23 protein-coding genes are annotated in these 25110 nt (G+C 67.5%); 14 read left to right on the top strand and 9 right to left on the bottom strand.

The window, feature by feature from the left end; translation table 11 throughout:
• Window positions 1-169 precede the first annotated feature (169 nt).
• The 6 genes from cheZ (at window position 170) to DBV14_RS22325 (ending at window position 8276) form a co-directional block, all read left to right on the top strand.
• Window positions 170-811 carry a protein phosphatase CheZ gene (gene cheZ / locus DBV14_RS22300; RefSeq protein WP_124462174.1) on the top strand — a complete coding sequence of 214 codons (642 nt, stop codon included), beginning with the start codon at window positions 170-172 and terminating at the stop codon, window positions 809-811.
• Between the two features lie 120 nt (window positions 812-931).
• Window positions 932-2074: a flagellar biosynthesis protein FlhB gene (gene flhB, locus DBV14_RS22305; RefSeq protein ID WP_124462176.1), complete on the top strand. Its 1143-nt coding sequence runs from the start codon at window positions 932-934 to the stop codon at window positions 2072-2074.
• Window positions 2071-4167, top strand: coding sequence for a flagellar biosynthesis protein FlhA (flhA, locus tag DBV14_RS22310; protein WP_124462178.1), 2097 nt, complete (start codon window positions 2071-2073; stop codon window positions 4165-4167). Before flhB ends, flhA begins: the two co-directional genes overlap by 4 nt.
• Window positions 4164-6647: a flagellar biosynthesis protein FlhF gene (gene flhF / locus DBV14_RS22315; protein ID WP_260397183.1), complete on the top strand. Its 2484-nt coding sequence runs from the start codon at window positions 4164-4166 to the stop codon at window positions 6645-6647. Before flhA ends, flhF begins: the two co-directional genes overlap by 4 nt.
• 10 nt (window positions 6648-6657) lie before the next feature.
• A complete protein-coding gene (locus tag DBV14_RS22320; RefSeq protein WP_124462180.1) occupies window positions 6658-7506 on the top strand; it encodes a flagellar biosynthesis protein FlhG in 849 nt (282 codons plus the stop codon).
• 35 nt (window positions 7507-7541) lie between these two features.
• Window positions 7542-8276, top strand: coding sequence for an RNA polymerase sigma factor FliA (locus tag DBV14_RS22325; protein ID WP_124462182.1), 735 nt, complete (start codon window positions 7542-7544; stop codon window positions 8274-8276).
• Window positions 8277-8334: 58 nt separating this feature from the next.
• Here DBV14_RS22325 and DBV14_RS22330 read toward each other — a convergent pair whose 3' ends face one another.
• From DBV14_RS22330 to DBV14_RS22345, 4 genes are read right to left on the bottom strand one after another with little or no spacing between them, the layout of a single operon-like run.
• On the bottom strand, window positions 8335-8673 hold the full coding sequence (locus DBV14_RS22330; RefSeq protein ID WP_124462184.1) for a hypothetical protein: 339 nt from the start codon (window positions 8671-8673) through the stop codon (window positions 8335-8337).
• Window positions 8674-8719: 46 nt separating this feature from the next.
• Window positions 8720-9625: an NAD(P)-dependent oxidoreductase gene (locus DBV14_RS22335; RefSeq protein WP_124462185.1), complete on the bottom strand. Its 906-nt coding sequence runs from the start codon at window positions 9623-9625 to the stop codon at window positions 8720-8722.
• Complete coding sequence (locus DBV14_RS22340) at window positions 9622-10191, bottom strand: gluconokinase (protein WP_124462187.1); 570 nt, start codon at window positions 10189-10191, stop codon at window positions 9622-9624. The genes DBV14_RS22335 and DBV14_RS22340 overlap by 4 nt, the downstream gene beginning before the upstream one ends.
• Before the next feature lie 3 nt (window positions 10192-10194).
• Complete coding sequence (locus tag DBV14_RS22345) at window positions 10195-10956, bottom strand: SDR family oxidoreductase (protein ID WP_124462189.1); 762 nt, start codon at window positions 10954-10956, stop codon at window positions 10195-10197.
• Window positions 10957-11147: 191 nt separating this feature from the next.
• Between DBV14_RS22345 and DBV14_RS22350 the strand changes: the two genes are divergently transcribed.
• Both DBV14_RS22350 and DBV14_RS22355 read left to right on the top strand, forming a co-directional pair.
• Window positions 11148-12101, top strand: a complete 954-nt coding sequence (locus DBV14_RS22350; protein WP_124462191.1) for a 2-hydroxyacid dehydrogenase — start codon at window positions 11148-11150, stop codon at window positions 12099-12101.
• A gap of 18 nt (window positions 12102-12119) precedes the next feature.
• Window positions 12120-13181, top strand: coding sequence for an L-idonate 5-dehydrogenase (locus DBV14_RS22355; protein ID WP_124462193.1), 1062 nt, complete (start codon window positions 12120-12122; stop codon window positions 13179-13181).
• A gap of 5 nt (window positions 13182-13186) precedes the next feature.
• On the opposite strand, the gene DBV14_RS22360 is transcribed toward DBV14_RS22355, so the two are convergent.
• On the bottom strand, window positions 13187-14197 hold the full coding sequence (locus DBV14_RS22360; protein ID WP_124462346.1) for a LacI family DNA-binding transcriptional regulator: 1011 nt from the start codon (window positions 14195-14197) through the stop codon (window positions 13187-13189).
• A 232-nt stretch (window positions 14198-14429) separates the two neighbouring features.
• Here DBV14_RS22360 and DBV14_RS22365 point away from each other — a divergent pair, with 232 nt between their 5' ends.
• From DBV14_RS22365 to DBV14_RS22380, 4 genes are all read left to right on the top strand, one after another.
• A complete protein-coding gene (locus tag DBV14_RS22365) occupies window positions 14430-15365 on the top strand; it encodes an SMP-30/gluconolactonase/LRE family protein (protein ID WP_124462195.1) in 936 nt (311 codons plus the stop codon).
• Complete coding sequence (locus DBV14_RS22370) at window positions 15362-16894, top strand: sugar ABC transporter ATP-binding protein (protein ID WP_124462197.1); 1533 nt, start codon at window positions 15362-15364, stop codon at window positions 16892-16894. The genes DBV14_RS22365 and DBV14_RS22370 overlap by 4 nt, the downstream gene beginning before the upstream one ends.
• On the top strand, window positions 16891-17979 hold the full coding sequence (locus DBV14_RS22375; RefSeq protein ID WP_124462199.1) for an ABC transporter permease: 1089 nt from the start codon (window positions 16891-16893) through the stop codon (window positions 17977-17979). The genes DBV14_RS22370 and DBV14_RS22375 overlap by 4 nt, the downstream gene beginning before the upstream one ends.
• Window positions 17980-18046: 67 nt before the next feature.
• Window positions 18047-19174 carry a substrate-binding domain-containing protein gene (locus DBV14_RS22380; protein ID WP_124462348.1) on the top strand — a complete coding sequence of 376 codons (1128 nt, stop codon included), beginning with the start codon at window positions 18047-18049 and terminating at the stop codon, window positions 19172-19174.
• Between the two features lie 41 nt (window positions 19175-19215).
• Here the strand turns inward: DBV14_RS22380 and DBV14_RS22385 are convergent, their stop codons facing one another.
• Window positions 19216-19617: a phage holin family protein gene (locus tag DBV14_RS22385; protein WP_124462201.1), complete on the bottom strand. Its 402-nt coding sequence runs from the start codon at window positions 19615-19617 to the stop codon at window positions 19216-19218.
• Window positions 19611-20012: a VOC family protein gene (locus tag DBV14_RS22390; RefSeq protein WP_124462203.1), complete on the bottom strand. Its 402-nt coding sequence runs from the start codon at window positions 20010-20012 to the stop codon at window positions 19611-19613. Before DBV14_RS22390 ends, DBV14_RS22385 begins: the two co-directional genes overlap by 7 nt.
• A 156-nt stretch (window positions 20013-20168) precedes the next feature.
• On the opposite strand from DBV14_RS22390, the gene DBV14_RS22395 reads away from it, so the two are divergent.
• Together DBV14_RS22395 and DBV14_RS22405 are read left to right on the top strand one after the other, a co-directional pair.
• Entirely contained in the window at window positions 20169-21593 is a 1425-nt protein-coding gene (locus DBV14_RS22395; RefSeq protein WP_260397185.1) for a HAMP domain-containing sensor histidine kinase, read from the top strand.
• 601 nt (window positions 21594-22194) lie between these two features.
• Entirely contained in the window at window positions 22195-22959 is a 765-nt protein-coding gene (locus DBV14_RS22405; RefSeq protein WP_124462207.1) for a hypothetical protein, read from the top strand.
• Between the two features lie 126 nt (window positions 22960-23085).
• Here the strand turns inward: DBV14_RS22405 and DBV14_RS22410 are convergent, their stop codons facing one another.
• Both DBV14_RS22410 and DBV14_RS22415 read right to left on the bottom strand, forming a co-directional pair.
• Window positions 23086-23685, bottom strand: coding sequence for a response regulator transcription factor (locus DBV14_RS22410; RefSeq protein ID WP_124462209.1), 600 nt, complete (start codon window positions 23683-23685; stop codon window positions 23086-23088).
• Window positions 23686-23758: 73 nt separating this feature from the next.
• Window positions 23759-25099 (bottom strand): tryptophan--tRNA ligase, encoded by a 1341-nt coding sequence (locus DBV14_RS22415; RefSeq protein WP_124462210.1) that lies wholly within the window; start codon window positions 25097-25099, stop codon window positions 23759-23761.
• Between the last annotated feature and the right edge of the window lie 11 nt (window positions 25100-25110).

Below are 25110 nucleotides of genomic sequence, written 5' to 3' on the forward strand. Positions count from 1 at the left end.
TGCCGCAGCTCGCGGTGCTGGGCTTTGCCGACGTGCGTGCGCGCGGCACCACCTACCGCGTGTTCTGTGAGCGTCGCCCTGAATGAACCCGAACCGAACAGCAGCGCGCAAAACAACAGCACTCGAATTACAAGCAAGCCGCAACACAAACGCGTGATGGAACACTGACATGACCTTAGATGCATCGGGAGCCGCAGACCCGACAGACACCGCGGAAAAACTGCTGGGCCGCATTGGCCAGCTCACTCGACAACTCAGAGAGGGCCTGCGCGAGCTTGGGCTCGACAAACAGGTTGCCAAGGCCGCGCAAGCCATCCCGGATGCGCGCGACCGCCTCAGCTACGTTGCCGCCACCACCGAGCGTGCCGCGCATCGGGCGCTCAACGCCATCGACGTCGCGCAGCCGCTGCAGGAAGCGCTTGCCACCGACGCCAAGGGCCTCAGCCAGCGCTGGGACGAATGGTTCGAGAACCCCATCGAGCTCGACCATGCGCGTGAGCTGGTCCTGGACACCCGCGGCTACCTCAACGAAGTGCCGCAGCGTGCCAGCGCCATCAACTCCCAGCTCATGGAAATCTTGATGGCCCAGGACTTCCAGGACCTTACCGGCCAGGTCATCAAGAAGATGATGGAAGTCGTCAACGACGTCGAGACGCAACTGCTCCAGGTGCTGATCGACAACTCCCCGCCCGAGAAGCGCCAGGAGGCCGTGCACAGCCTGCAGAACGGCCCGCAGATCAAGCCCGGCAACCCCGACGCCGTGACCGACCAGGCCCAGGTCGACGACCTGCTGGAGAGCCTCGGCTTCTGAGCCCCATTGTCCGAATTGCAGGGCGATACCGGCCCTGATCGACGGATTGTTCCGAGCGACCGGATTCAATAATTTGGTCTTGAGCAAGGCGTACTTCGCCAGTGCTGGTTCGGAGCATGAATGGCTGAGGAAAGCGATCTCGAGAAAACGGAACCCGCCTCCGAGCGGCGCCTGGAAAAGGCGCGCGAGGAAGGCAACGTGGCCCGTTCGCGCGAGCTCACCACCTTCGTCATGCTGGCCACCGCCAGCGCCGGGCTGTGGTTCGCGGGGGAGTCGCTCAACACCGGCATGAACGGCGCGCTGCGCCGCGGTCTGCAGTTCGACCGCGCCAGCGCCTTCGATCCCTCGCACATGCTGTCCCAGACCGGGCTCATGGCGCTGCAGGCGTTCATTGCCATCGGCCCGCTGTTCGCCATGATGGTGGTCGCGGCGGTGGCCGCGCCGCTGATGCTGGGCGGCTGGATGTTTTCCACCGAGGCCGTGGCGCCCAAATTCAGCAAGCTCGATCCGCTGGCCGGCATTGCCCGCATGTTCTCGGCGCAGTCGCTGGCCGAACTGGTGAAGGCGCTGGCCAAGTCGGCGCTGATCGGCGGCGTGGCGTGGTGGGTCATCGTGGACGACATCGAGGCCGTGATGGCGCTGATGGCGCAGCCCGCGCACTACGCGCTGCCCCACGCGATCATCCTGGTGGCCAAGCACTGCGCGCTGATCGCGGCCACGCTGCTGCTGGTGGCGCTGGTCGACGTGCCGTTCCAGCTGTGGAGCTACTACCGCAAGCTGCGCATGTCGCGTGAAGACGTGCGCCAGGAGCACAAGGAAAGCGAAGGCGATCCGCACATCAAGGCGCAGATCCGCCGGCAGCAGCAACAGATGGCACGCCGCCGGATGATGTCTGAGGTGCCCAAGGCCGACATCGTGCTCACCAACCCGACGCACTTCGCGGTGGCGCTGCAATACCTCGACAGCGACATGCGCGCGCCGCGCGTGGTGGCCAAGGGCACCGAGCTGGTGGCCGCGCGCATCCGCGAACTGGCCAAGGACAACAAGGTCGCCATTCTCGAAGCGCCGTCGCTCACGCGTGCGCTCTACAAGCACACGAGGCTGGGTGAAGAGATCCCGACCGGGCTCTACACCGCGGTGGCCGAGGTGCTGGCGTGGGTCTACCAGCTCAAGCGCTGGAAGAACGAGGGCGGCGACGCGCCCCGCACGCCGACCGACCTGCCGGTGCCCGCAGATCTTCAATATTCAGTGGACACCGCATGAACGCGATGACAAACCTTTTGCGTCACCCGACGCGAATGCTCTCCGGCGTGCCGCTCAAGGGGCTCGCGGGCCCGGTGCTGATCATCCTGATCCTGAGCATGATGGTGCTGCCGCTGCCGCCCTTCCTGCTCGACCTGCTGTTCACCTTCAACATCGCGATGTCGGTGATGGTGCTGCTGGTGAGCATGTACACCATGAAGGCGCTGGACTTCGCGGCCTTCCCGGCGGTGCTGCTGTTCTCGACGCTGCTGCGCCTGTCGCTCAACGTGGCGTCCACGCGCGTGGTGCTGATGCACGGCCACACCGGGCCCGATGCCGCGGGCAAGGTGATCGAGGCCTTCGGCCACTTCCTGGTGGGCGGCAACTTCGCCGTCGGCGTGATGGTGTTCATCATCCTCGTGCTGATCAACTTCATGGTGATCACCAAGGGCGCGGGCCGCATTGCCGAGGTGGGCGCGCGCTTCATGCTCGACGCGATGCCGGGCAAGCAGATGGCCATCGACGCCGACCTGAATGCCGGCCTGATCGGCGAGGAAATTGCCCGCAAGCGCCGCACCGAAGTCGCGCAGGAAGCCGACTTCTACGGCTCCATGGACGGTGCCAGCAAGTTCGTGCGCGGCGACGCGATTGCGGGCCTGCTGATCATGGTGATCAACATCATCGGCGGCCTGGTGGTCGGCATGGTGCAGCACGGGCTGGACTTTTCCACGGCCGGCAAGACCTACACGCTGCTGGCCATCGGCGACGGCCTGGTGGCGCAGATTCCGGCGCTGGTGATCTCCACCGCGGCCGGCGTGATCGTGTCGCGCGTGACCACCGACGAAGACGTCGGCAGCCAGCTGACCGGCCAGCTCTTCTCCAACCCGCAGGTGCTGTTTCTCACGGCCGGCATCATCGGCCTGATGGGCATGATCCCGGGCATGCCGAACCTGGCGTTCCTGCTGATCGCGGGTGGCCTGGTGTGGCTGGGCCGCCGCCTGCTGATGCGCAAGCCGCGCGAAGCCGCTCAGCAGGCCGCCGCCGCCGAGGCCGCGAACCTTGCGCCGGCGGCCGAGATGGCCGAGGCCACCTGGGACGACGTGGCCATGGTCGACCCGCTGAGCATGCAGGTCGGCTACCGGCTGATTCCGCTGGTGGACCAGTCGCAACAAGGCGAACTGCTGGGCCGCATCAAGAGCATCCGCAAGAAGATCGCGCAGGAGATCGGCTTCCTGGTGCCGGTGGTGCACATCCGCGACAACCTGGAGATCAAGCCCAACACCTACGTCATCAGCCTGAAGGACGTGGAGATCGGCCGGGGCGAGGCCTTCCCCAACCAGTGGATGGCGATCAACCCGGGGCAGGTCACAGGCACCTTGCCCGGCACGCCCACGCGCGACCCGGCTTTCGGCCTGGCCGCCACCTGGATCGACGCCAGCCTGCGCCAGCAGGCGCAGGTGTACGGCTACACCGTGGTCGATGCCTGCACCGTGATGGCCACGCACCTGAACCACCTGATCCAGACCCACGCGGCCGAGCTGCTGGGCCGCCAGGAAGTGCAGCAGCTGCTCGACCAGATCGCCAAGACCGCGCCCAAGCTCACCGAGGACTTGGTGCCCAAGGTGCTGTCGCTCAGCACGCTGCACAAGGTGCTGCAGAACCTGCTCGACGAGGAAGTGCCGATCCGCGACATGCGCACCATCCTCGACGTGATGGCCGAGCACGCGCCGACCATCAAGGACCCGACCGAGCTGACCACGCTGACGCGCCTGGCCCTGGGCCGCGCCATCACGCAGCAGCTGTTCCCGGGCGACACCGAGATGCAGGTGATCGGCCTGGACGGCTCGCTCGACGGCGTGCTGCAACAGGCACTGACCAACAGCAGCGGCATCGAGCCCGGCATTGCCGACAACCTGCTGCAGCAGGCGCAGGCCGCCATCGTTCGCCAGGAGCAGATGGGCCTGGCGCCCGTGCTGGTCGTGCAGCACTCGCTGCGCGTGCTGCTGTCCCGTTTCCTGCGGCGCAGCCTGCCGCAACTCAAGGTGCTCTCGCATGCCGAGATCCCTGATTCCCGGACCATCAAGATCACTGCCGCCATTGGAGGACGCGTTTGAATTCCCAGCAGACCGACATGCGCGACGTGCGCACCACCGCACGCAAATTCGTCGCGGCCACCGGCCGCGAAGCCCTGCGCCTGGTGCGCGAGACGCTCGGCGCCGAAGCCATCGTGCTCACGCACCGCGCCACCGCCGAGGGCGTGGAGATCGTCGCCATGGCCGAGGGCGACGTGCAGGAGGCACTGGAGAACGCGGCGCCCGCGATCCAGGTGGAGCCCGTCGTGCCCGTGGCACCGGTTGCCGCGCCGGCACCGATGCCGCTCGCCGCGATTGCCGCTGCTGCTGCTGTAGCTACGGCCTCCACTGCTGCTGCAGCGGCCGCGCCGGCCGACACCACGGTGCTGAGCGAACTGCACTCGATGCGCGGAATGATCGAGGAACAGCTGGCCAGCGTGGTCTGGAACGACAAGCAGCGCCGCGACCCGGTGCGCGGCCGTTTGCTGCGCACGCTGCTCGGCGCCGGCTTCAGCGCGCGGCTGTCGAAGGCCATGCTCGAGAAGCTGCCGACCGGGCAGAGCTACGCCGAAGGCATGGCCTTCGTGCGCTCCGAACTCATTCGCGCCGTGCCGGTGCATGAAGACGAAGACGCCCTGTTCGCGCAGGGCGGCGTGTATGCGCTGATGGGCCCGACGGGCGTGGGCAAAACCACCACCACGGCCAAGCTGGCCGCGCGCTGCGTGATGCGCTTCGGTGCCGACAAGCTCGCGCTGGTCACCACTGACAGCTACCGGATCGGCGCCTACGAGCAACTGCGCATCTACGGCGAAATATTGAACGTGCCGGTGTACGCCGTGAAGGACGCGGCCGACCTGCACCTGGTGCTGCAGGACCTGCGCGACAAGCACATGGTGCTGATCGACACCGTCGGCATGAGCCAGCGCGACCGCGCCGTGTCGGAGCAGATCGCCATGCTCGGGAACAGCCACCGGCCGGTGAAGCGGCTGCTGCTGCTGAACGCCACCAGCCACGGCGACACGCTCAACGAAGTGGTGCATGCCTACCGCAACGGCCACGACCTGACGGGCTGCATCTTCACCAAGGTCGACGAGGCCACGCACCCGGGCGCGCTGATCGACACGGTGATTCGCCACCGCCTGCCGGTGCACTACATCTCCAGCGGCCAGAAGGTGCCCGAGAACCTGATGCAGGCCGACCGCGCGCAGCTGGTGGACAGCGTGTTCCAGCCGCGCCAGCACAGCCCCTTGTTCGTGCCCGCCGAGACCGACCTGAACGACGAACCGGCGGGTGCCGGCCCGTCGGCGCAGGTGGTGCAGGCGCAGGGCGAGACCGACCGGCTGCGCCTGAAATACCAGAACCTGATTCGCGCCATGGCGCACGACGCGCAGGAGCTGGCCACGGCCGCCAGCGCGCTGGCCGGCGCGCAGATCGGCTTCGAGCGCGCACGCGGCCTCTGGCGCCAGGCGGGCGACGACGAGATCGGCCACAAGGCCGTGCTGCAAGATCTTGCCGAGCATGCCCGCAGCGAAGTGGCCGCCGGTTGCGAGACCCATGTGCTCGCCCTGAGCGGACAAGTCGGTCTGCGTTCCAGCGAAAGCGGCGACGCGTATGAATGCCACGGCAGCCTGCTGCTGTCGGACCGCACCGGCCTGCCGCTGGCGGCGCCGAACCAGTGGCTGTCGACCGCCGCCGTGCGCGGTGGCGCGACGGATGCCGCGCGCAGGTCCGGCATGCGTCAGGCGCAGTGGCTGCGCCAGCAGGACTTCGGCAAATCGCTGGTGCACGCGCTGGGCAAGCTGCCCGGCCTCGATGCGATGGTGCAGTGGCAGGCGTCGGGCCAGCGCTGGCTGGCGCGCGCGCCGGGCTCGACCCCGGTGACCGACGTGCGCACCGGCGCGGCCTGCACGCTCGCGCGCATCGGCTTCGAATTCGGCGAGGCGCGCCCGGTGAGTTTCCGTGGCAAGCCCGCGCTGCAATGCGAGGCGCATGCCGAGGTGGTGCCGCGCGCCGGTGCCGCCGCATTGGCCGCCGGCATCGACCGCGATGCATTGCCCACGCTGCGTTGCGTGGCAACGCAGGTGCTCGACGCGCGCAGCCGCAAGGTGCTGGCGCAGGGCTATGCGCTGTCCAACGTCGGCGCCGAGGTCGGCGTGCAGCAGCTCGCCCAATGGCAGGGCTGGGCCAGCGAGGCCGAGCCGTGCTTCCGCCTGATGCGCGACGGCGTGCAGCTGGCCGGCGGCATGGGCGAGCTGGGCGACCCGAACATGATGAAGCGGCTGCTGATTGCCGGCCAGATGAGCACCACCGTGTGGCGCCTGCTGCAGGCGGACGGCGATTGGGCCGAGCGCACACGCATGCTGCTGGGCCAGCTGACGGGGCGCCCGGTGCGTGCCGGCCGGCCGATGACCGGCGGCGCGCTGTATGCGGGCGTGGGCAAGTTCTTCCTGCTGCTCGAAGCGCTGGGCACCGAGTCGACCGCGCCGACGCAGGCGCCTCGCGCATTGGCGCGGATGGGGTGAGGGGGATCGCATGAGCAAGCTGGTCACGGATCAGGCGGACGGGCTGCGGCGCCTGCTCGCGCAGACGCCGACGCGCGTCGTTGCCGTGGCGGGCATGGGCCAGGGCGCGGGCGCCACCACGGCCGCCATGAGCCTGGGCGCGGCGCTGGTGCAGCAGGGCAAGAACGTGCTGCTGCTCGACGAACACTGCCCGAAGGAAGGATCGGCCTGCGACGTGTGGGGCATCGATCCGCTGGGCAACCTGGCCGACGTGGCGGCCCATCGCCTGGCGATAGAGCAGGCCGCCATGCGCGCGGCTTCTGGTGTGCACGTGCTGCCCGCACCGCCCGGCGTGGCGCCCGACGCGACCGACCCGCGTTCGATGTGGCCCAGCGGCGTGGTCATCGTCGATGCGGCCTTCGACGGCGAAGGCCGCCTGTCGGCACTGGCCCAGGGCGCGGACGAACTGCTGCTGGTGCTGCAGCCGCAGCCCTCGGCCATTACTTCGGCCTACGCCGGCATCAAGCGGCTGCACTACGCGCATGCGCGCAAGCAGCTGCGATTCCTGGTCAACGGCGTGGCCGATGTCGAGGCCGTGCAAAAGATCATGAGCAACCTGGCCAATGCCGGCAGCCGCTACCTGGCGGTGTCGCTGCAACCGGCCGGATGGGTGCGCGCCGACCCCCGGCTGGCCGATGCGTGGCGGCTGGGGCAGACCATCGTCGAGGCCTTTCCCACCAGCGCGGCGGCCGTCGACTTCCGGCGCATTGCCGACGACATGGGGCGCTGGCCGTGGCGCGAGGCGGCGGTGCCGCGCGCGCCTTTGCTGTCGCCGTCCTTGTCGTCGATGCCATCGACGTCGCACGCGGTCGCGGCCTGACCCCGCCGCCACGGGAAGAAACGGAAAGGACGGCCGTGTACACCGCACAGGGAACCATCGAGAAATCGCATCTGCTGGCGCAGCATCAGCCGCTGGTGCGCCGCATCGCGTTGCAGATGATGGCCAAGCTGCCGGCCAGCGTGGAGCTGGACGACCTGATCCAGGCCGGCATGCTGGGCCTGCTGGACGCATCGAGCCGCTACCAGGACAACCGTGGTGCGCAGTTCGAGACCTTCGTCAGCCAGCGCATCCGCGGCGCCATGCTCGACGAGTTGCGCGCCAACGACTGGGGCTCGCGCGGCCTGCGCCAGTCGGCGCGCGGCATCGAGAAGGCCATCCAGGCGCTGGGCCACCGGCTCGGGCGCGCACCCTCCGAAGGCGAGATCGCCAAGGAGCTGAAGATGGACCTGGAGGCCTACCAGTCGATGCTGCAGGAAATCCAGGGCTGCCAACTGCTGTATGTCGAAGACTTCGCCAAGGGCGAGCCCGACAACCCGTTCCTGGACATGCACGCGCAGGAAGTGCGCAAAGACCGCCGGGGCGGCGACGACCCGCTGGCGCAACTGCTCGAAAGCGGCTTCCGGCACCAGCTGGTGGACGCCATCGGCACGCTGCCCGACCGCGACCAGCTGCTGCTGAAGCTCTACTACGAGGAAGAGCTGAACCTGCGGGAGATTGGCGCCATCCTGGAGGTGAGCCAGTCGCGCGTGTGCCAGTTGCACAGCCAGGCGATCAGCCGGCTGCGGGCGAAACTGAAGGACGTGCTGTAGGCGCTGGCATGCGCTGGCACGCGCTGGCACGCGCTGGCACGCGCTGGCGTGTGCCGCTTCAGCCGTTCGGCAGCGGAAATTCTTCGGCGCCGAACACCGTGTGGAAGACCGTGCCGTCGAACATCTCGAACAGCGTCTTCGAGACCTCGCGGCTTTCGAAGCGCACCGGGGATTCGAGCGCGCGTGCAATGTCTTCGCGGCTCGCATAGCGGATGGACAGCACCATCGCCAGCTCGGGGTCGGTCACGTCGCTTTCGAGCTGGCGCAGCACGCGCACTTCGAGCGCACCGGGAAAGCGAGTCCACAGCGGCACCAGCTTCTGTTGCACGTGGCGGTTGAAGGCTTCTTCCATGCCGGCCTTGACCCGGCCTCTGAAAAACGCGCAGCGAATGAACATGGGTGTCTTCCTTCGGGTTTGAAATGGGTGGGTGCGAGCGTGCCGTTCAGGCCCGGTCGTAGCCGCTGAACTGCCGCATCATCGCGGCCGTGTCCTCGGCACCGAGCCCGGCTGAAACGAAGGTGCGGTGCAGCTCCGAGACGGCACCGGTCAGCGGCAACGGCAGGCGCTGGCCTTGCGCAAAAGCCTGCACCGCTTCGAGATCTTTCAGCATGTTGTCGATGCGGCCGGTGGGCGTGTAGTCGCGTGCGGCCATCTTGGGACCGAACTCGCGAAGGATCTGGCTGTCGGCGCGACCACCCGCCAGTGCGGCGGGCAGCTTCGATGCATCGACGCCGCCGGCTTCGGCCAGCCGCACGGCTTCGGCCACGGCCTGGAAGCCGATGGCGCACAGCAGCTGGTTGACCAGCTTGGTGGTCTGGCCCGCGCCGCTGTCGCCCATGTGCGTGTAGTTGGCGCACAGGCTGTCCATCACGGCGCGTGCGCGCTGCACGTCGCCGGCGCCGCCGCCCGCCATGACCGTCAGCTGGCCGAGCAGCGCCTTGGGCGCGCCGCCCGACAGCGGCGCATCGACGAAGCCCATGCCCGTGCGTTCGCGCAGCGACTGCGCCAGCTTGCGGGTGGAGGGCGGGTCGATGGACGACATGTCGATCAGCAGCCGCTGCGCATCGGCGGGCGCGGCGGCAATGCCGGCGTCGCCGAAGATCGCGCGCTCGACCACGGCGGCGGAGTTCAGGCTGGTGATGACGAAGTCGCTCGCCGCCGCCGCGTCGGCCGCGGAGTCGGCGACGCGCGCGCCGTGCGATGCCAGCGCGGCGAGCTTCTGCGGATCGAGGTCGAACACGCTGACGGCGTGGCCGCATTCGAGCAGCCGGCGCGCGATGGCCGAGCCCATGATGCCGACGCCGATCACGGCCACGCGCCGGCCGGGAGTGGGGGGTGAAGAAATCATGCGGGGGCTTTCGTTGAATCGGCTTTCTTGCTTTGAAGCAGCCGCGCGCCGATGTGGGCAACGGCCAGCGCAACCGGCGCGTCGATGCCGGCATGCAGCACGTCGGGCTCGTCGTCACCCGGCCGTTCGAGCGTGTGCAACTGGCTGTCGAGCAGCGCCGGCGGCATGTAGTGCCCGCGGCGCTGTTCGAGCCGCTGGCGGATGAGCTGCGCCGGGCCGTCGAGAAACACGAACCGGAGGCCAGGTGCCGCGGCGCGCAGCCGGTCGCGGTAGGCGCGCTTCAGTGCGGAGCAGGCCACCACCACGCCACCGGGCGCGGCCGTGCCATCGGCCAGGCAGGCACCGATGCGGTCCAGCCAGGGCCAGCGGTCGTCGTCGGAAAGCGGCAGGCCGGCCTGCATGCGTGCCACGGCCGCGGGCACGTGCAGGTGGTCGCCATCGACCCAGGGCAACCGCAGCGTGCCGGCCAGTGCCGCGGCCACGCTGCTCTTGCCGGTGCCCGACACGCCCATCACCACCACGGCCAGCCGCTGCCGAGGCTGCTGCTCCTGCTCCGGAGGGGACATGGGCTACAGGCTCGCGGTGATGCCGCCGTCCACGTACAGGATGTGGCCGTTGACGAAGCTCGATGCGTCGGAGGCCAGGAAGATGGCAGCGCCACCCAGTTCTTCGACGTCGCCCCAGCGGCCGGCCGGCGTGCGGCCCGAGAGCCAGGCCGTGAAGGCCTCGTCGGCCACCAGCGTTTGCGTGAGCTCGGTCTTGAAGTAGCCCGGCCCCAGGCCGTTGACCTGGATGCCGTACTTGCCCAGGTCGATGGCCATGCCCTTGGTGAGCATCTTCACCGCGCCCTTGGTGGCGGCGTAGGGCGCAATGCCGGGGCGGCCCAGCTCGCTCTGCACCGAGCAGACGTTGATGATCTTGCCGCGCTTGCGCTCGATCATGCGTTGCGCCACGAAGCGGCCCACCAGGAACACGCTGTCGATGTTGGTGCTGGTGATCTTGTGCCACGCATCGATGGGAAATTCGGCGAACGGCCCGCGGTGCTGCATGCCGGCGTTGTTGACGAGGATGTCGATGGCGCCGATGTCGGCCTCGATGGCGGCCACGCCGGCCTCGACCGCGGCGGCATCGGTGACGTCGAAGGCCATGGCCTCGGCCGCCACGCCCTGGGCGCGCAGCGTGTCGCGCGCGGTGGCGAGCGACGCGGCATCGCGCGCATTGAGCACGACGCGCGCGCCCGCCGCGCCAAGCGCCTGTGCCAGCGCAAAGCCGATGCCTTTGCTGGAGCCGGTGATGAGCGCGGTGCGCCCGGACAGGTCGAACAGTTTCAAGAAAAGCTCCTGGGAGTGGGCGCGGCGAGGCGCCTTGTGCGTGACAGCGGGAGATACGTTACCGGTATCTTGTTTGAGCGTCAACCCGGTGAAACCTGCGTTGCCGCGTTCGGCGCATGCTCATAGAGTTACCGGTATCCATTCAATCGAATCACCCGATCGAATCCGAACGCCATCCGCAGGAGACACGCTTGACCGCTACCGCAACTTCCCCGCACGTGCTGATGCCCGGCCCCTACCCGGAATGGGACATGGCGCCGATGCAGGCGGCCTACACGCTGCATCGGCTGTGGGAGTCAACGGACCGCGCTGCTTTCATCGCGCAGCACGCGCCGGGCATCCGTGCCATCGCGACGCGCGGCGAACTGGGCGCCAATGCCGAGCTCATCGCGGCGCTGCCCCAACTGGAGCTCATCGCCTGCTACGGCGTGGGCACCGATGGCATCGACCTGGCCGCCTGCCGCGCGCGCGGCATCCGCGTGAGCAACACGCCCGACGTGCTGAACGGCGACGTGGCCGACCTGGCCGTGGGGCTCACGCTGGCGCTGCAGCGGCGCATTCCGGCGGGCGACGCGTTCGTGCGCAGCGGTGCCTGGGCCAACGGCGGCATGCCGCTGACCACGCGCGTCTTCGGCCAGCGCATCGGCATTGCCGGCTTCGGCCGCATCGGCGGCACCATCGCGCGGCGGCTTTCGGGCTTCGACGTGGAGCTGGGTTACTTCAGCCGCACCCCGAAAGCGGACAGCCCGCACCGCCACTTCGCCAGCCTGCCGGCCATGGCCGACTGGTGCGACGTGCTCATCGTCATCCTGCCCGGCGGCGAGGCCACGCGCGGCATCGTCGATGCGCAAGTGCTGCGTGCGCTCGGCCCCAGCGGCTGGCTGGTGAACGTGTCGCGCGGCACCACCGTCGATGAAGGCGCGCTGCTGCAGGCGCTCGAGCAGAAGGCCATTGCCGGCGCCGCGCTCGACGTGTTCCTCAATGAGCCGCGCATCGACCCGCGCTTTGCGGCGCTCGACAACGTGGTGCTTCATCCGCACCATGGCAGCGGAACAGAGCAGACGCGCCGCGCCATGGGCGAGCTGGTGCGCCGCAACCTGGAGGCCCACTTCGCGGGCCTGCCGCTCGTCACACCCGTGGCTTGACTGAAGGAGAAAAACATCATGCGTCTGCGTTGCATGTGCCTCGTGATCCACGCCCCCGACGACCTGCGCCTGGACGAGCAGGATGCCGGCGAGATCGGTCCCGGCCAGGTGCTGGTGAAGGTCGGCATGGGCGGCATCTGCGGGTCCGACCTGCATTACTTTCACAACGGCGGCTTCGGCACCGTGCGCATCAAGGAGCCGATGGTGCTGGGCCATGAAGTGGCCGGCACCGTGGTGGCCGTGGCGCCCGGCGTCGAGAGCGTGCGCATCGGCGACAAGGTGGCCGTCAACCCCAGCCGGCCTTGCGGCGCCTGCAAGTTCTGCCTCGAAGGCCTGCCCAACCAGTGCCTCGACATGCGCTTCTATGGCAGCGCGATGCGCACGCCGCACGTGCAGGGGGCATTCCGCAACATGCTGCTGTGCGAGGCCACGCAATGCGTGAAGGTGGCCGAGCACGTGCCGCTGCGGCTGGCGGCATTGGCCGAGCCTTTCTCGGTGGGGCTGCACGGCGTCTCGCGCGCCGGGCCGCTGCTGGGCAAGCGCGTGCTGGTGTCGGGCTGCGGGCCCATCGGCGTGCTGGCCATCGCGGCGGCACGCGCGCATGGGGCGGCCGAGATCACCGCCACCGACGTGGTCGACGAACCGCTGGCCATTGCGCGCGCCATGGGCGCCGACCAGGTCATCAACGTCGCGCAGGACAAGGCCTGGGTGTCGCGCTATTCGGTCGACAAGGGCACCTTCGACGTGATGCTCGAATGCTCGGGCAACGAGCGCGCGCTGCGCGACGGGCTGGAAGTGATGCGCCCGCGCGGCGTGGTCGTGCAGCTCGGGTTGGGCGGCGACGTGAGCATTCCGCAGAACATGGTGGTGGCGAAGGAACTGAGCATCTGCGGCTCGTTCCGCTTCCATGCGGAGTTCGCGCTGGCGGTGCGGCTCATCAACGAAGGGCGGGTCGATCTGTCGCCGGTGGTGACGCATACCTTCCCGATGCTGAAGGCGCGCGAAGCCTTTGAGCTGGCGAGCGACCGGAAGCAGGCGATGAAGGTGTTGATCGACTTTGCGGATGCGGCGGCTGCGTAGCCGCCTCAGGAGCTTTCGCGCTGCTCGATGTGGAACGGGATCATCACCGTCTCCGCCGGCGGCCGGTGCCCCTCGCGCGCACCGTCCATCACGCGCAGCAGCAACTCGCCCGCCGCCTTGCCGATGCCCACGCAGTCCACCGCCACCGTGGTGATGCGTGGATGGCAGGCACGCGCGACTTCGAAATCGCCGAAGCCGGCGATCGCGATGCGGCCCGGCACGTCCCAGCCCTGGCGCTGGCATTCCATCAGCGCGCCGAAGGCCGAGAGGTCGGACACGCAGAGCACAGCGTCCACGTCGGGCCACTGGCGGATCAGCTGCACCACCGCCTCGCCGCCCTGCGCCATCGAGATGGGCGGCTGGCCGAAGCTGATGACGCGGCCGTCGGGCAGGCCCAGTTCGCGAACGGCCTTGGCGTAGCCGCGCTGCCGGTCGGCGCCGCGCGTGTCGCGGTTCGAGGTGCCGCCGATGAAGGCAATGCGCCGGTAGCCCTTGCCGTGCAGGTGCCGCACCATCGCGGCGGCAGCTTCGGCATTCGAAAAACCGACGGTGTGACCGATGGGCGTGGCGGGCAGGTCCCAGGTCTCGACCACCGGCACGCCGGCCGCCTGCAGCATGGCGCGCGCGGCGGGCGTGTGGGCGCCGCCGGTGAGGATCACACCTTCGGGCCGGCGCATCAGCATCGAGCGGATGAGCTTCTCTTCGTTTTCCTGCCGGTAGTCGGTGTAGCCCAGCAACACCTGCAGGCCGCGCGCTTCCACCGCCGCGGTAATGCCCTGCGCGGTCTCTGAAAAGTTGGAGTTGTTGAGCGACGGGATCAGCACCGCGATGAAGCCCGAGCGCTTGGTGGAGAAGGTGCGCGCCGTCTGGTCAATCACGTAGCCCATCTCTTCGCAGGCCTGCAGGATGCGCTGGCGCAGCGCCGCCGAGGTGACGCGGTCGCTGCCCACGCTGCGGTTGAGCGCGCGCGAGACGGTCATCTTCGAGACGCCGACGCGCGCGGCCACGTCGGCCATCGTGGCCGGGCGGGAAGGGGGAGCGGGGGCGTTGGTCGGGGGCAAGGGACTCTCTCTTGAAATCGGTCTCGAGGATATGCGACGCTCGATGAGATACCGATAACTGATTGGACGACTGGACAGGGGCTGCGAGAAATCTCCCTCTGCCAAAAATTCTAGGGGCAGATGCCGTCCGCGGCATCTGCGGGAAAAGCCTAAGTTACCGGTATCTTTTTAATGCCAGACTCCGGCCATGTCCATCGAAGTCTTCGACGCCCGCTTTTCCCTGGCCGTGCCGCGGGCCGGTGCCACGCTCGAGCGCCTGTGCACCGGCGCCATCTGGAGCGAAGGCCCGGTGTGGATGCGGGAAGACGGCTCCGTGCTGTGGAGCGACATCCCCAACAACCGCATGCTGCGTTGGCACGCCGACAGCGGCATGCAGGTGTGGCGCGAGGCGGTGGAGTTCACCAACGGCCACACGCGCGAAGCTGATGGCGCGTTGCTGCATTGCTCGCACGGCCTGCGCGCCATCGTGCGCACGCGCTTCGCACCGGGCACCGTGCCGCCGCAGCCATTGGCCGACGAAATGCTGGTCGATCGCTACCAGGGCCGCCGCCTCAACTCGCCGAACGACGTGGTGGTGAAGCGCGACGGCAGCATCTGGTTCACCGACCCGCCCTACGGCATTGCGTCCGACCACGAAGGCCACAAGGCCGAGAGCGAACTGGGCCGCAACCATGTGTTTCGCTTCGACCCCGCCAACGGCGCGCTGCGTTCGGTGAGCGACTTCGTCGAGGAACCCAACGGCCTGGCCTTCTCGCCCGACGAAAGCACGCTCTACGTGAGCGACACCTCGGCCGCCTTGCGCACCGATGGTTCGGGCCATCACCACATCGTCGCGTTCGACGTCATCGGCGGGCAGGACCTGGCCAACCCGCGCGTGTTCGCGGTGGTGAACCCGGGGCTGGCCGATGGCTTTCGCGTCGACGTGCACGGCTTCGTCTACACCAGCAGCGGCGACAGCGTGCAGGTCTATCACCCCGACGGCACGCGCATGGCGCGCATCGCGGTGCCGGAGAAGGTGGGCAACCTCACGTTCGGCGGTGCCGGCGGCAACGAGCTGTATGTGTGCGCTTCGACCTCGCTCTACCGGATCTGCCTGAACACACGGGGAGCGACCTGCGCATGAGCAACGCCACGACGCCCCTGCTGCAGTTCCAGGCCATCAGCAAGCGCTTCGGCGGCACGCAGGCCGTCGACAGTGTGACGCTCGACGTGCGCGCCGGCGAAATTCTTGCGCTGCTCGGCGAGAACGGCGCGGGCAAGTCGACGCTCATCAAGCTGCTGGCGGGCATCTACCCCGCGGACCAGGGCGAAATTTTCTTCGATGGCCGTGCGCAGGCCGACTGGCGGCGCAGTGACCGGCGCGAGCAGCCGGTGGCCTTCATTCACCAGGACCTGGGCCTTGTCGAGTGGATGACGGTGGCCGAGAACGTGTGCCTGGGCACCGGCTACCCGCGCCGATTCGGCCTGATCGACTGGCCGGCCGCCAGCGCCACCGCGCGCCGCGTGATGGCGCGCGTGGACTGCGACATCGACCCCGGCCGCCGCGTGTTCTCGCTCACGCGCGCCGAAAAATCATTGCTGGCCATCGGCCGCGCGCTCGAAGTGAAGGCGCGGCTGCTGGTGCTCGACGAGCCTTCGGCCAGCCTGCCGATGAGCGACGTGGAGCGCATGTTCGGCGTGCTGCGCGAACTGCGCCGCCAGGGCATGGCGATGCTGTATGTGTCGCACCGGCTCGACGAGGTCATGGCCATCTCGGACCGCGCGGCCGTGATGCGCGACGGCAAGCTGGTGGCCGTGAAGACCACCGCCGAAACGAACGAGGCAGAACTCGTGGGCCTGATCGTCGGCAAGGCCTTGTCGGCCTCGGTGCAGAAGGCCAGGGCGCCTGCGCGCAGCGAGCCCGCGTTGCTGCGGCTCGACGGCGCGGCCAGCGGCAACGCTGGGCCGCTGAGCCTGTCGGTGCATCGCGGCGAAGTGCTGGGGCTGGTGGGCCTGCGCGGCGCGGGGCATGAAGCCATCAGCCGCGCCATCTTCGGCCGCGAGCCGCTGTCGGCTGGCCGCATGCACCTGCTGGACAACGCCTGCGATTTCACTTGCCCCGCCGATGCCATCCGCGCGGGCGTGGCCTACGTGGCCGGCGAGCGGCTCGAAGAAAACCTGGCCGGCGCGATGACGGTGCTGGAGAACCTTTTCCCCAACGCCGCGATGCATGGCGACCGCGGCCTGGCCTTCGGCCGCCCGCGCCGCGAGAACGACAGCGCGCTGGGGCTGATCCGCCGCTTCGACATCAACCCGCCCGCGCCTTCGGCCGAGGTGCAGCAGCTGTCGGGCGGCAACCAGCAGAAGGTGGTGCTGGCGCGCTGGTTCCACCTGGACAAGCCGCTGGTGGTGCTCGAAGAGCCCACGGCCGGTGTCGACGTCGGCGCCAAGCGGCAGATCTACGGCGTGCTGCGCGAACGCGCGGAGGCCGGCACCGCGTTGGTGGTGGTGTCCACCGACTTCGAGGAAGTCGCGACCGTCTGCACCCGGGTGCTGGTGTTCCGCGATGGCCTGATTGCCGCCGAACTCGAAGGCGAGGCAATCACGGTCGAAAAACTTCTGGCATTGGCAGCAGGCGCCGTCGTGGCGCGCGACGAGGAAATTTCCGCATGAGCAGTTCGATCAAATCCACCGCGCTGGAACCCGACAAGTCCCTCGACGGCGAGGCGCTGTCCCTGGCGCAGCGCATCGGCCGCGCCATGCCGGTCTACGGGCTGGTGGTGCTGATGGTGGGGCTGGCGCTGTTGTTCTCGCTGCTGCTGCCCGACACTTTTCCGACGCTGTTCAACCTGCGCGCGATCCTGGCCGACAAGTCGGTCATTGCCTTGCTCGCGCTGGCCGCGACCATTCCGATGATCACCGGCAAGATCGACCTCACGGTGGGCTACGGCATCGTGCTGTGGCACATCCTGGCGATCAGCCTGCAGACGCAGCTGGGCCTGCCATGGCCCGCCGCCGTGCTGGTGGTGCTGGCCTGCGCCGCGCTGTTCGGCGTGCTCAACGGCCTGCTGGTCGAGCTGGCACAGATCGATTCCTTCATTGCCACGCTGGGCACCGGCACCGTGATCTATGCGGTGGCCATGTGGCACAGCGGCGGGCGGCAGGTGGTGGGCGAGCTGCCCGACGGCTTCGTCGGCATCGCGGGCGGCGACCTGCTGGGCCTGCCCATCGGCGCCTTCTACGTGCTGGCGGTGAGCGTCACCCTGTGGGTGGTGACCGAGTTCACGCCGCTGGGCCGCGCGCTGTATGTGATCGGCGCCAACCCGAAGGCGGCGCAGCTCAACGGCATTGCGGTGCGCAAGCACGTGATGGGCGCGTTCGTCGCGTCGGGCCTGCTGTCGGGCTTCGCGGGCGTGCTGCTGGCTTCGCGGCTGCAGATCGGGCAGGCCAGCGTGGGGCTCGAATTCCTGCTGCCGGCGCTGGTGGGTGCCTTCCTTGGCTCGACCACCATCCGGCCCGGCCGCGTGAACGTGTGGGGCACGCTGGTCGGCGTGGCCATCCTGGCCATCGGCATTTCGGGCATCCAGCAGTTCGGCGGTGCCTTCTATGTCGAGCCGCTCTTCAACGGCTTGACGCTGCTGGTGTCCATCGGCATTGCGGGCTGGGCGCAGCAGCGCCGCAACCGCTCGATCAAGCGGCGCATTGCCGAGCGGCAGCTCGACCACGCGCAACCGGTTCCCTCGGCGCCGTCGAAGTGACGGCCTCTTTCAACGACTGCAATTACTTCAACTATTGCAACGACCACAACGACTGGAGACACGCATGATGATGAAGAAGAGTGAGCGTATTCACGCAGCACGCACCGTGGCCGCCGCCGTGCTGGCCCTGTGCGCCGCCACGCTGGCGCCCAAGGCCATGGCCGACGACTTTCTCGACGCTGCAAAGAAGAAGGTCGAGGTCGCCACCATGACCAAGGAAAAGTGGGACGGCCCCACCACCGGCCCCAAGGCCAGTGCGGGCAAGACCATCGTCTTCGTTGCCGGCGACATGAAGAACGGCGGCATCGTCGGCGTCAGCAAGGGCGTGGAAGAAGCGGCCCGCGCCATCGGCTGGACGGTGCGCGTCATCGACGGGCAGGGCACGGTCAGCGGGCGCACCGCGGCGCTCAACCAGGCGCTGGCCGTCAAGCCGGCCGGCATCGTGGTCGGCGGCTTCGACACCACCGAGCAGAAGGCCGCGTTCTCGGGCGCGGCCAAGTCGGGCATTCCGCTGGTCGGCTGGCACTCGGGCGAGCAACCCGGCCCCAACGACAAGGCCGGCCTGTTCGCCAATGTGACCACCGTGACCGACGACGTGGCCGATGTGGCGGCCTCGTGGGTGGTGGCCGATTCGGGCGGCAAGGCGGGCGTGGTGATCTTCACCGACTCGCAGTACGCCATTGCGCTGTACAAGGCCCGCGCCATGGAGGCCGTCATCAAGAAGTGCGGCGGCTGCACCGTGCTGAGCTTCGAGGACAGCCCGATTTCCGAAAGCTCCACCCGCATGCCGCAGCTCACCACCTCGCTGCTGCAGCGCTTCGGCGACAAGTGGACGCATTCGCTGGCCATCAACGACCTGTACTTCGACTTCATGGGCCCGTCGCTCACGGCGGCGGGCAAGAAGGGCGACGGCGCGCCCAAGGCGGTGTCGGCCGGCGACGGCTCCGAGGCCGCTTACCAGCGCATCCGCACGCAGCGCTACCAGGCCGGCACCGTGCCCGAGCCGCTGAACATGCAGGGCTGGCAGATCGTCGACGAACTGAACCGCGCCTTCGCCAAGGAGAAGTGGTCGGGCTACGTGCCCAAGGTGCACCTGGTGACGGCCGGCAACGTGGGCAAGGACGGCGGGCCGAAGAACGTGTTCGACCCCGACAACGGCTACCGCACGCAGTACAAGACGGTCTGGGGCAAGTAGGGCCGGGCCGGCAAGCGGCAAGCGGCAGGAGACTCAGAGCCTTAGAGCCAGTTGCCGCTTTGCGGCATCTGCACCTTCTCGGCCGGGTCGTTGCTCGTGACGAACGAGCCGATGACGATGCTCAGCAGCGAGATGAAGATGCTCGCGAACAGGGCGGTCCAGAAACCGGACACCCGGAATCCCTTCACCAGCGCCGCCACCAGCAAAATCATCAGCGCGTTGATGACCAGCAGGAACAGCCCGAAGGTGACCAGCGTCAGCGGCAGCGTGAGCACGATCAGCAGCGGCTTGACGATGGCATTGGCCAGGCCGAGCAGCAGCGCCGAGACCACCAGTGCGCCGGTGCTGTCGAACTTCAGCCCGCGAAACAGGTGGCTGGCCACCCAGAGCGACACGGCGGTAATGGCCCAGTGGATGAGGAAAGGGGTCAGGTTGTTCAGCATGTCGGTGAAGGGGTGTGGCAGCAGACGCAGAGTTTGTTTCCGTCCGGATCGCGGAAGTAGGCGCCATAGTAGTTGGGGTGATAGTGCGGCCGCAGCCCCGGCGGGCCTTCGCACACGCCGCCCTGGCCCAGCGCCGTGGCATGGGCGCGGTCGACGCTGGCGCGGTCGGCGGCCATCAGCGCCACCATCTGGCCGTTGCCCGGCGCCGCGGCATGGCCGTCGAACGGACTGCCCACCAGGAACAGCGGACGCGGCGCATCGGGGCTCTGCCAGCCGGCCCAGGGCCTGGTGTCGTCGCGAAACCTGAGCTTCAGGCCGAGTTCGTGCATGAGAGCCGTGTAGAAAGAAAACGCGCGCTCGAAGTCGGTCACGCCGATGAAAACATGGGACAGCATGCGGAGTTTCCTTCCTTGGTTTTCAGCATTATCGGGGTCTGTTTTGATTTGTTGCCCCGTGAAACAATGCACGACGGCCCGTTAAGATCGCCGACTTCTTCCCGCCCCCTCTTTCGTCCGATGGGGCTTTTTTCAGTGGCCGGATAAATAAGGGTCATGCGCCATATGGCCAATGCGTCGATCGCCAGCTTGACACCCGCCCCGGCTTCGGCCGACGAGGCCGAATCGTGGGTGCGCGGCGAGCTCATCCGCAGCCTGATGCGCTCGGCGCGCGGCTCGTACTTCGTTTCCTTCGCGCTCATGCCGGCCATGGTCGGCCTGAACTGGGCCTATGTGCCCCGCTGGGAACTGCTCACCTGGCTGATGGCCGGCATCATTGCCACGGCCTGCCGTGCCTGGGGCGCGCGCGTTTATGCGGTGCGCTACGCCGGGCGCAGCGCCACGGCGCAGCAGCAGTTCACCGAGCGCTATGGCTTCATCTGGAGCACCAGCGCGGTGGTGTGGGGCTTCTCGATCCTGCTGTTCTTCGAGCGCACGCCGCAGGTCAACCAGTTCATGAGCTGGCTCATCGTGGCCGGCGTGGGCACCTTCCCGCTCAACGGGCTGGCGCTGCATCCGCCGCTGCTCAAGCGTTATGTGAACACGCTGTTCATCACGATGCTGGGCGCGGTGCTGATCCGTCTGACGGTGCTCGTGTTGCAGCACCCGCAGTTCCAGTACAGCTACCTGATGCCGATCTTGCCGATCCTTCACTGGTTCCTGCTGCTCAGGGCGGGGCGGCACATCCACGAGACGGCGCGCAACAGCCTGGAGCTGCTGTTCCACAACCACATTCTGATCAAGTCGCTGACCCAGCAACGCCAGGCGGCGGTGTCGGCCGTGGCCATGAAGAACCGCTTCCTGGCCAGCGCCGAGCACGACATGCGCCAGCCCGTGCTGGCACTTTCGTTGTATGCCGACTGGTTGCGCAACGAGCCCGAACTGGTGCTGGAGCTCGCCCCCAAGATCGTGCGCGCCACGCACGCGGTGAACGCGCTGTTCGACTCGATGTTCGACCTGGCGCGCATCGACTCGGGCCAGGTGCGCCTGCACATCGAGCGCGTCGACGTGTCGGAGCTGCTGCACGACCTGGAGCTGCAATACCGCCCGGTGGCCGAGAGCCGCGGGCTGGACTTTCGCGTGCACCTGACCGAGGGCTCGTTCCTGACCGATCCGATTCGCGTGCGCCGCATGATCGGCAACCTGCTGGCCAACGCGATCAAGTACACGACCGAAGGCGGCGTGTTGCTGGCCGCCCGGCAGACGCGCGAAGGCATGCGCGTGGAGGTGTGGGACACGGGAATCGGCATTGCACCGGAGCATCTGCGCGATGTGTTCCTGGAGTTCTACAAGGTGGCGGACCATGCGGGAACGTCCGACGGTTTCGGCCTGGGGCTGGCCATCGTGGCGCGGCTGTCGCATGTGCTGGGGCACCCGGTGAGCGTGCGTTCGCGGCTGGGTGGGGGCAGCGTGTTCCGCGTGGCTTTGCATGATGCCGACGAGGCTGTGGCGCAGGCCCGTGTGAGTGCTTCGGGCGGGTGAGTGAGTGCCTGCGCGAAAGCCCACGGCGCGATTCAGTAGTTGTTCGTGCTCCGACCGCGCGCGTCGCGTTCACGAATCTCTACAGCCCGCTCTTTCATAGGGTTGCCAAGGGCCTCGGGTAACTTGACCTGCTATCTTCATCCGCCATGTACAAGCTCCAGAACCGAGATTCTGCGAGCAGGAGACCATCTTCAAAAGGGCGGGGGATCAAACAGGTATGACGCGTCAATTCAGGTACGTCTTGGGCGGGATCGCGCTCGCGTTGTTGGGCGCATGCGGAGGAGGCGGTGGTTCATCAGGCGGGGGTTTCCCGTTGCCGCTGCCAGTGACGGGTTTACCTGGCGTCGCTTCGCCGCCGGTCGCTGTGGTGACGAAATCTTCCAGTGGCATATTGGGCCAGATACTTACTCTCGATGGCAGCGCGAGCACCACGTCAAACGGGAAGTCGCGGACGTTCACGTGGACATTGGAGTCCCAGCCTCTGAACAGCCAGGCTGTGCTTGCGGACCCGGGTAGCGCAAGGCCATCCTTTGTCTTGGATGTTGTGGGCGACTACGTCGTGCGCCTCGTCGTGAGCGATGGAGAAAGGGACAGCGACCCCGTGCTCACCACGATCACACCGGTGGTGCCGGCTGTCGCTGGTCCACTGTTGAAGTTCGCGATCATTGAAACGACCGCGGCGCTTGGTGCGCAAAGGTCCGCAACGTATTCGGCATGCGATGCAGACAGACCAGAAAAATACCTTGCCGACTTCTGGCCTCCCGAATTGAGCGCAGGAACTTGCTATGGCGCAGCTGGAGTTCCCTCCGATTTCTATAGCAGCGCCAGGCTTTTCCTGGGCGGTGTGCTGATCGACAAGGACGGGGTCGTCGGAAGAATCGCGGGGCTGACTGACACTGCGCCCGGCGTATTCCCTGTTGATGCGCCGGCGACGCCGGTCAGCATGAGCTATGAGGCAAGCACAAACGTCGTGGGACTGGCACGTACGCCTCTTGGGAGGGGCGCTGGGGCCTCGATGGCCTACCGCATTCCTGGTTACCGGATGGTCTACATGCCCGACGTGATGGGGCTGCCACCCCAACGCCCCAAGGCCAGCTACCGAATCGTGGGTGCAGTAACTCCACAGAACGCGCCGCCGGGATGGGAAGCCTATGTTGAAACGCTGGTGCAGTTCGATGTTGCTACCTATACCGGCTCGAGTTTCAATTCCCGCTTCACTGCTTATTCAAAGAAATTCACCACGGATTTTTCCGAGGACTTCGAGTTCGATCTGAATGCGGTCGCTCACAGCCAGTTCACCGGTGATCAGGCGGCTTATGAAATAGCGGTAATCCACCAAGTGGCATACCGACGAAAGTCGAACTGAGGGTAGGGCCGACGCGCCATTGCACGGGCGTTTGTTTTCCCAAGAAAAAAACCGCGCACAAAGCGCGGTTTCTTTTTTGGGGAAACCCTGAGGAGCCGGCGTTGCCGGTCCTCGGGTGAGGGGCGTTCAGCCCGACAGCAATCCGTTGGTACGCGCGAAGTGCAGTGCCTGCGTGCGGCTCTTCACACCCAGGCGGCGGAACAGGCGCCACAGGTGAACCTTCACCGTGTGCTCGCTGATTTCCAGGTCCGTCGCGATGTCGCGATTGCTCATGCCCTTGTCGAGCATGGCGATCAGCTGCGTCTGGCGCTTCGACAGCTTGCCGCTGTTTGCCGCCGGTGGTTCGTCGGCCTCTTCCGAGCCCGCCATCAGCAGCCCGCGCAGGGCCGCCGCCAGCTCGTTCGAGCTTGCCGACTTCTCGATGTACGTGTCGGCACCCGCTTCGATGCATGCGTCTTCCATGTCCGCTGCCGGCGCCGCCGAATACACGGCGATCGGCACGTTCGGATAGACCTGCTTGACCGCGATCACACCCGAGACGCCGTTCGTGTCCGGGAGCTTCAGGTCCAGGCAGAAAAGGGTGGGAGCGCCACGCTGCTGGACCGAGCCCGCGAGCTTGTCGAGGCGTTCGAGCTCGACGATGTTCTCGGCCGGTCGCAAGCGCCGCAAGACCATCACGATCGCGTCGCGCATCAAGGGGTGGTCGTCGATGACATAAATGCTCATGTTTTCTTCCTTTGTGATCGCACCGTCTTCTCTCTTCCTGCTCACCGGCGGATCGGCCGGTGGGTCTGCCGGCTCAACGCCCGTCGGTTGTGGTCGTCGTTGCCTCCGCCAGTGCCTCCAGCGCCTCGGTGACGGCGCGTGTTCCTTCTGTGTCGAGCGGCTCGAGCTGCGCGGCCAGGGTGGCCAGTGCAGCGCCGCGCTGCTCTTGCAAAACCGCGATGGTACGGCCGGCTTCTTGCGGCGACGTGAAACCACGGCTTTGCAGCAAGGTTTCGCCACGCGCATCGAGCAGCTTGAAGTAGAAGAGCCCGTCGGCACGCTCGCGGTATTGCTTGAAGCTGGGTTTGGCGGCCTTGTGGGCCGCCTTGCCGGCGCCGCCCTTGTCCTTGCCCGCCGCGAGGTTGCGCAGGCCGACAGCGTGGCGCAGGCGCGTCAGGAAGGGCTTGGAGAGGGCGCGTGCCTTCTCCGCGCCGACGAGCAGGATGCGCTCGATCTCGGCGGGGTCGTTCATGAGGGCTTCGTAGCGGGCGCGCAGCGGTGCCACTTCGAGGTCGATGCGCTCGAACAGAAGCTGCTTGGCGTCGCCCCAGCCGATGCCGTCGGCGTAGGCCTTGCGGAGCATCTCGGTTTCGTCGGCGTCGGCAAAGGCCTGGTAGATCTGGAACAGGGCCGAGCCTTCGGTGTCCTTGGGTTCGCCGGGCGCGCGCGAGTCGGTCACGATGCTGGCAATCTGCTTTTGCAGGTACGCACGCGGCGCGAACAACGGGATCGTGTTGTTGTAGCTCTTGCTCATCTTGCGGCCATCGAGGCCGGGCAGGGTGGCAACCGCATCGTCGATCTCGGCGTCGGGCAGCGTGAAGTGCTCGCCGTACTGGTGGTTGAAGCGCTGCGCCATGTCGCGCGCCATCTCGATGTGCTGCACCTGGTCGCGGCCCACGGGCACCTTGTGGGCGTTGAACATCAGGATGTCGGCGCCCATCAGCACCGGGTACATGAACAGGCCGGCCGTGACGTCCGCATCGGGGTCGTCGCCCTTGGCGATGTTCTTGTCGAGCTGCGCCTTGTAGGCATGCGCGCGGTTGAGCACGCCCTTGCCGGTGACGCAGGTCAAAAACCAGGTCAGCTCGGGAATCTCGGGGATGTCCGACTGGCGGTAGAAGGTCACGCGCTCGGGGTCAAGCCCGCAGGCCAGCCAGCTGGCGGCAATTTCGAGCGTGGAGCGCTGGATGCGCGCGGGCTCCTGCACCTTGATGAGCGCGTGGTAGTCGGCCAGGAAGAAGAAGCTCTCGACACCGGGCGCGACGCTTTGCCGCACCGAGTGGCGGATCGAGCCGACGTAGTTGCCAAGGTGCGGCGTGCCCGACGGCGTGATGCCGGTCAGGACGCGCAGGGGAGCGGAGGAAGACGAAGCCATGTGACGTGCGT

Origin of the sequence: Variovorax sp. KBW07 (assembly GCF_003852515.1) — a bacterium.
Taxonomy (GTDB): domain Bacteria; phylum Pseudomonadota; class Gammaproteobacteria; order Burkholderiales; family Burkholderiaceae_C; genus Variovorax.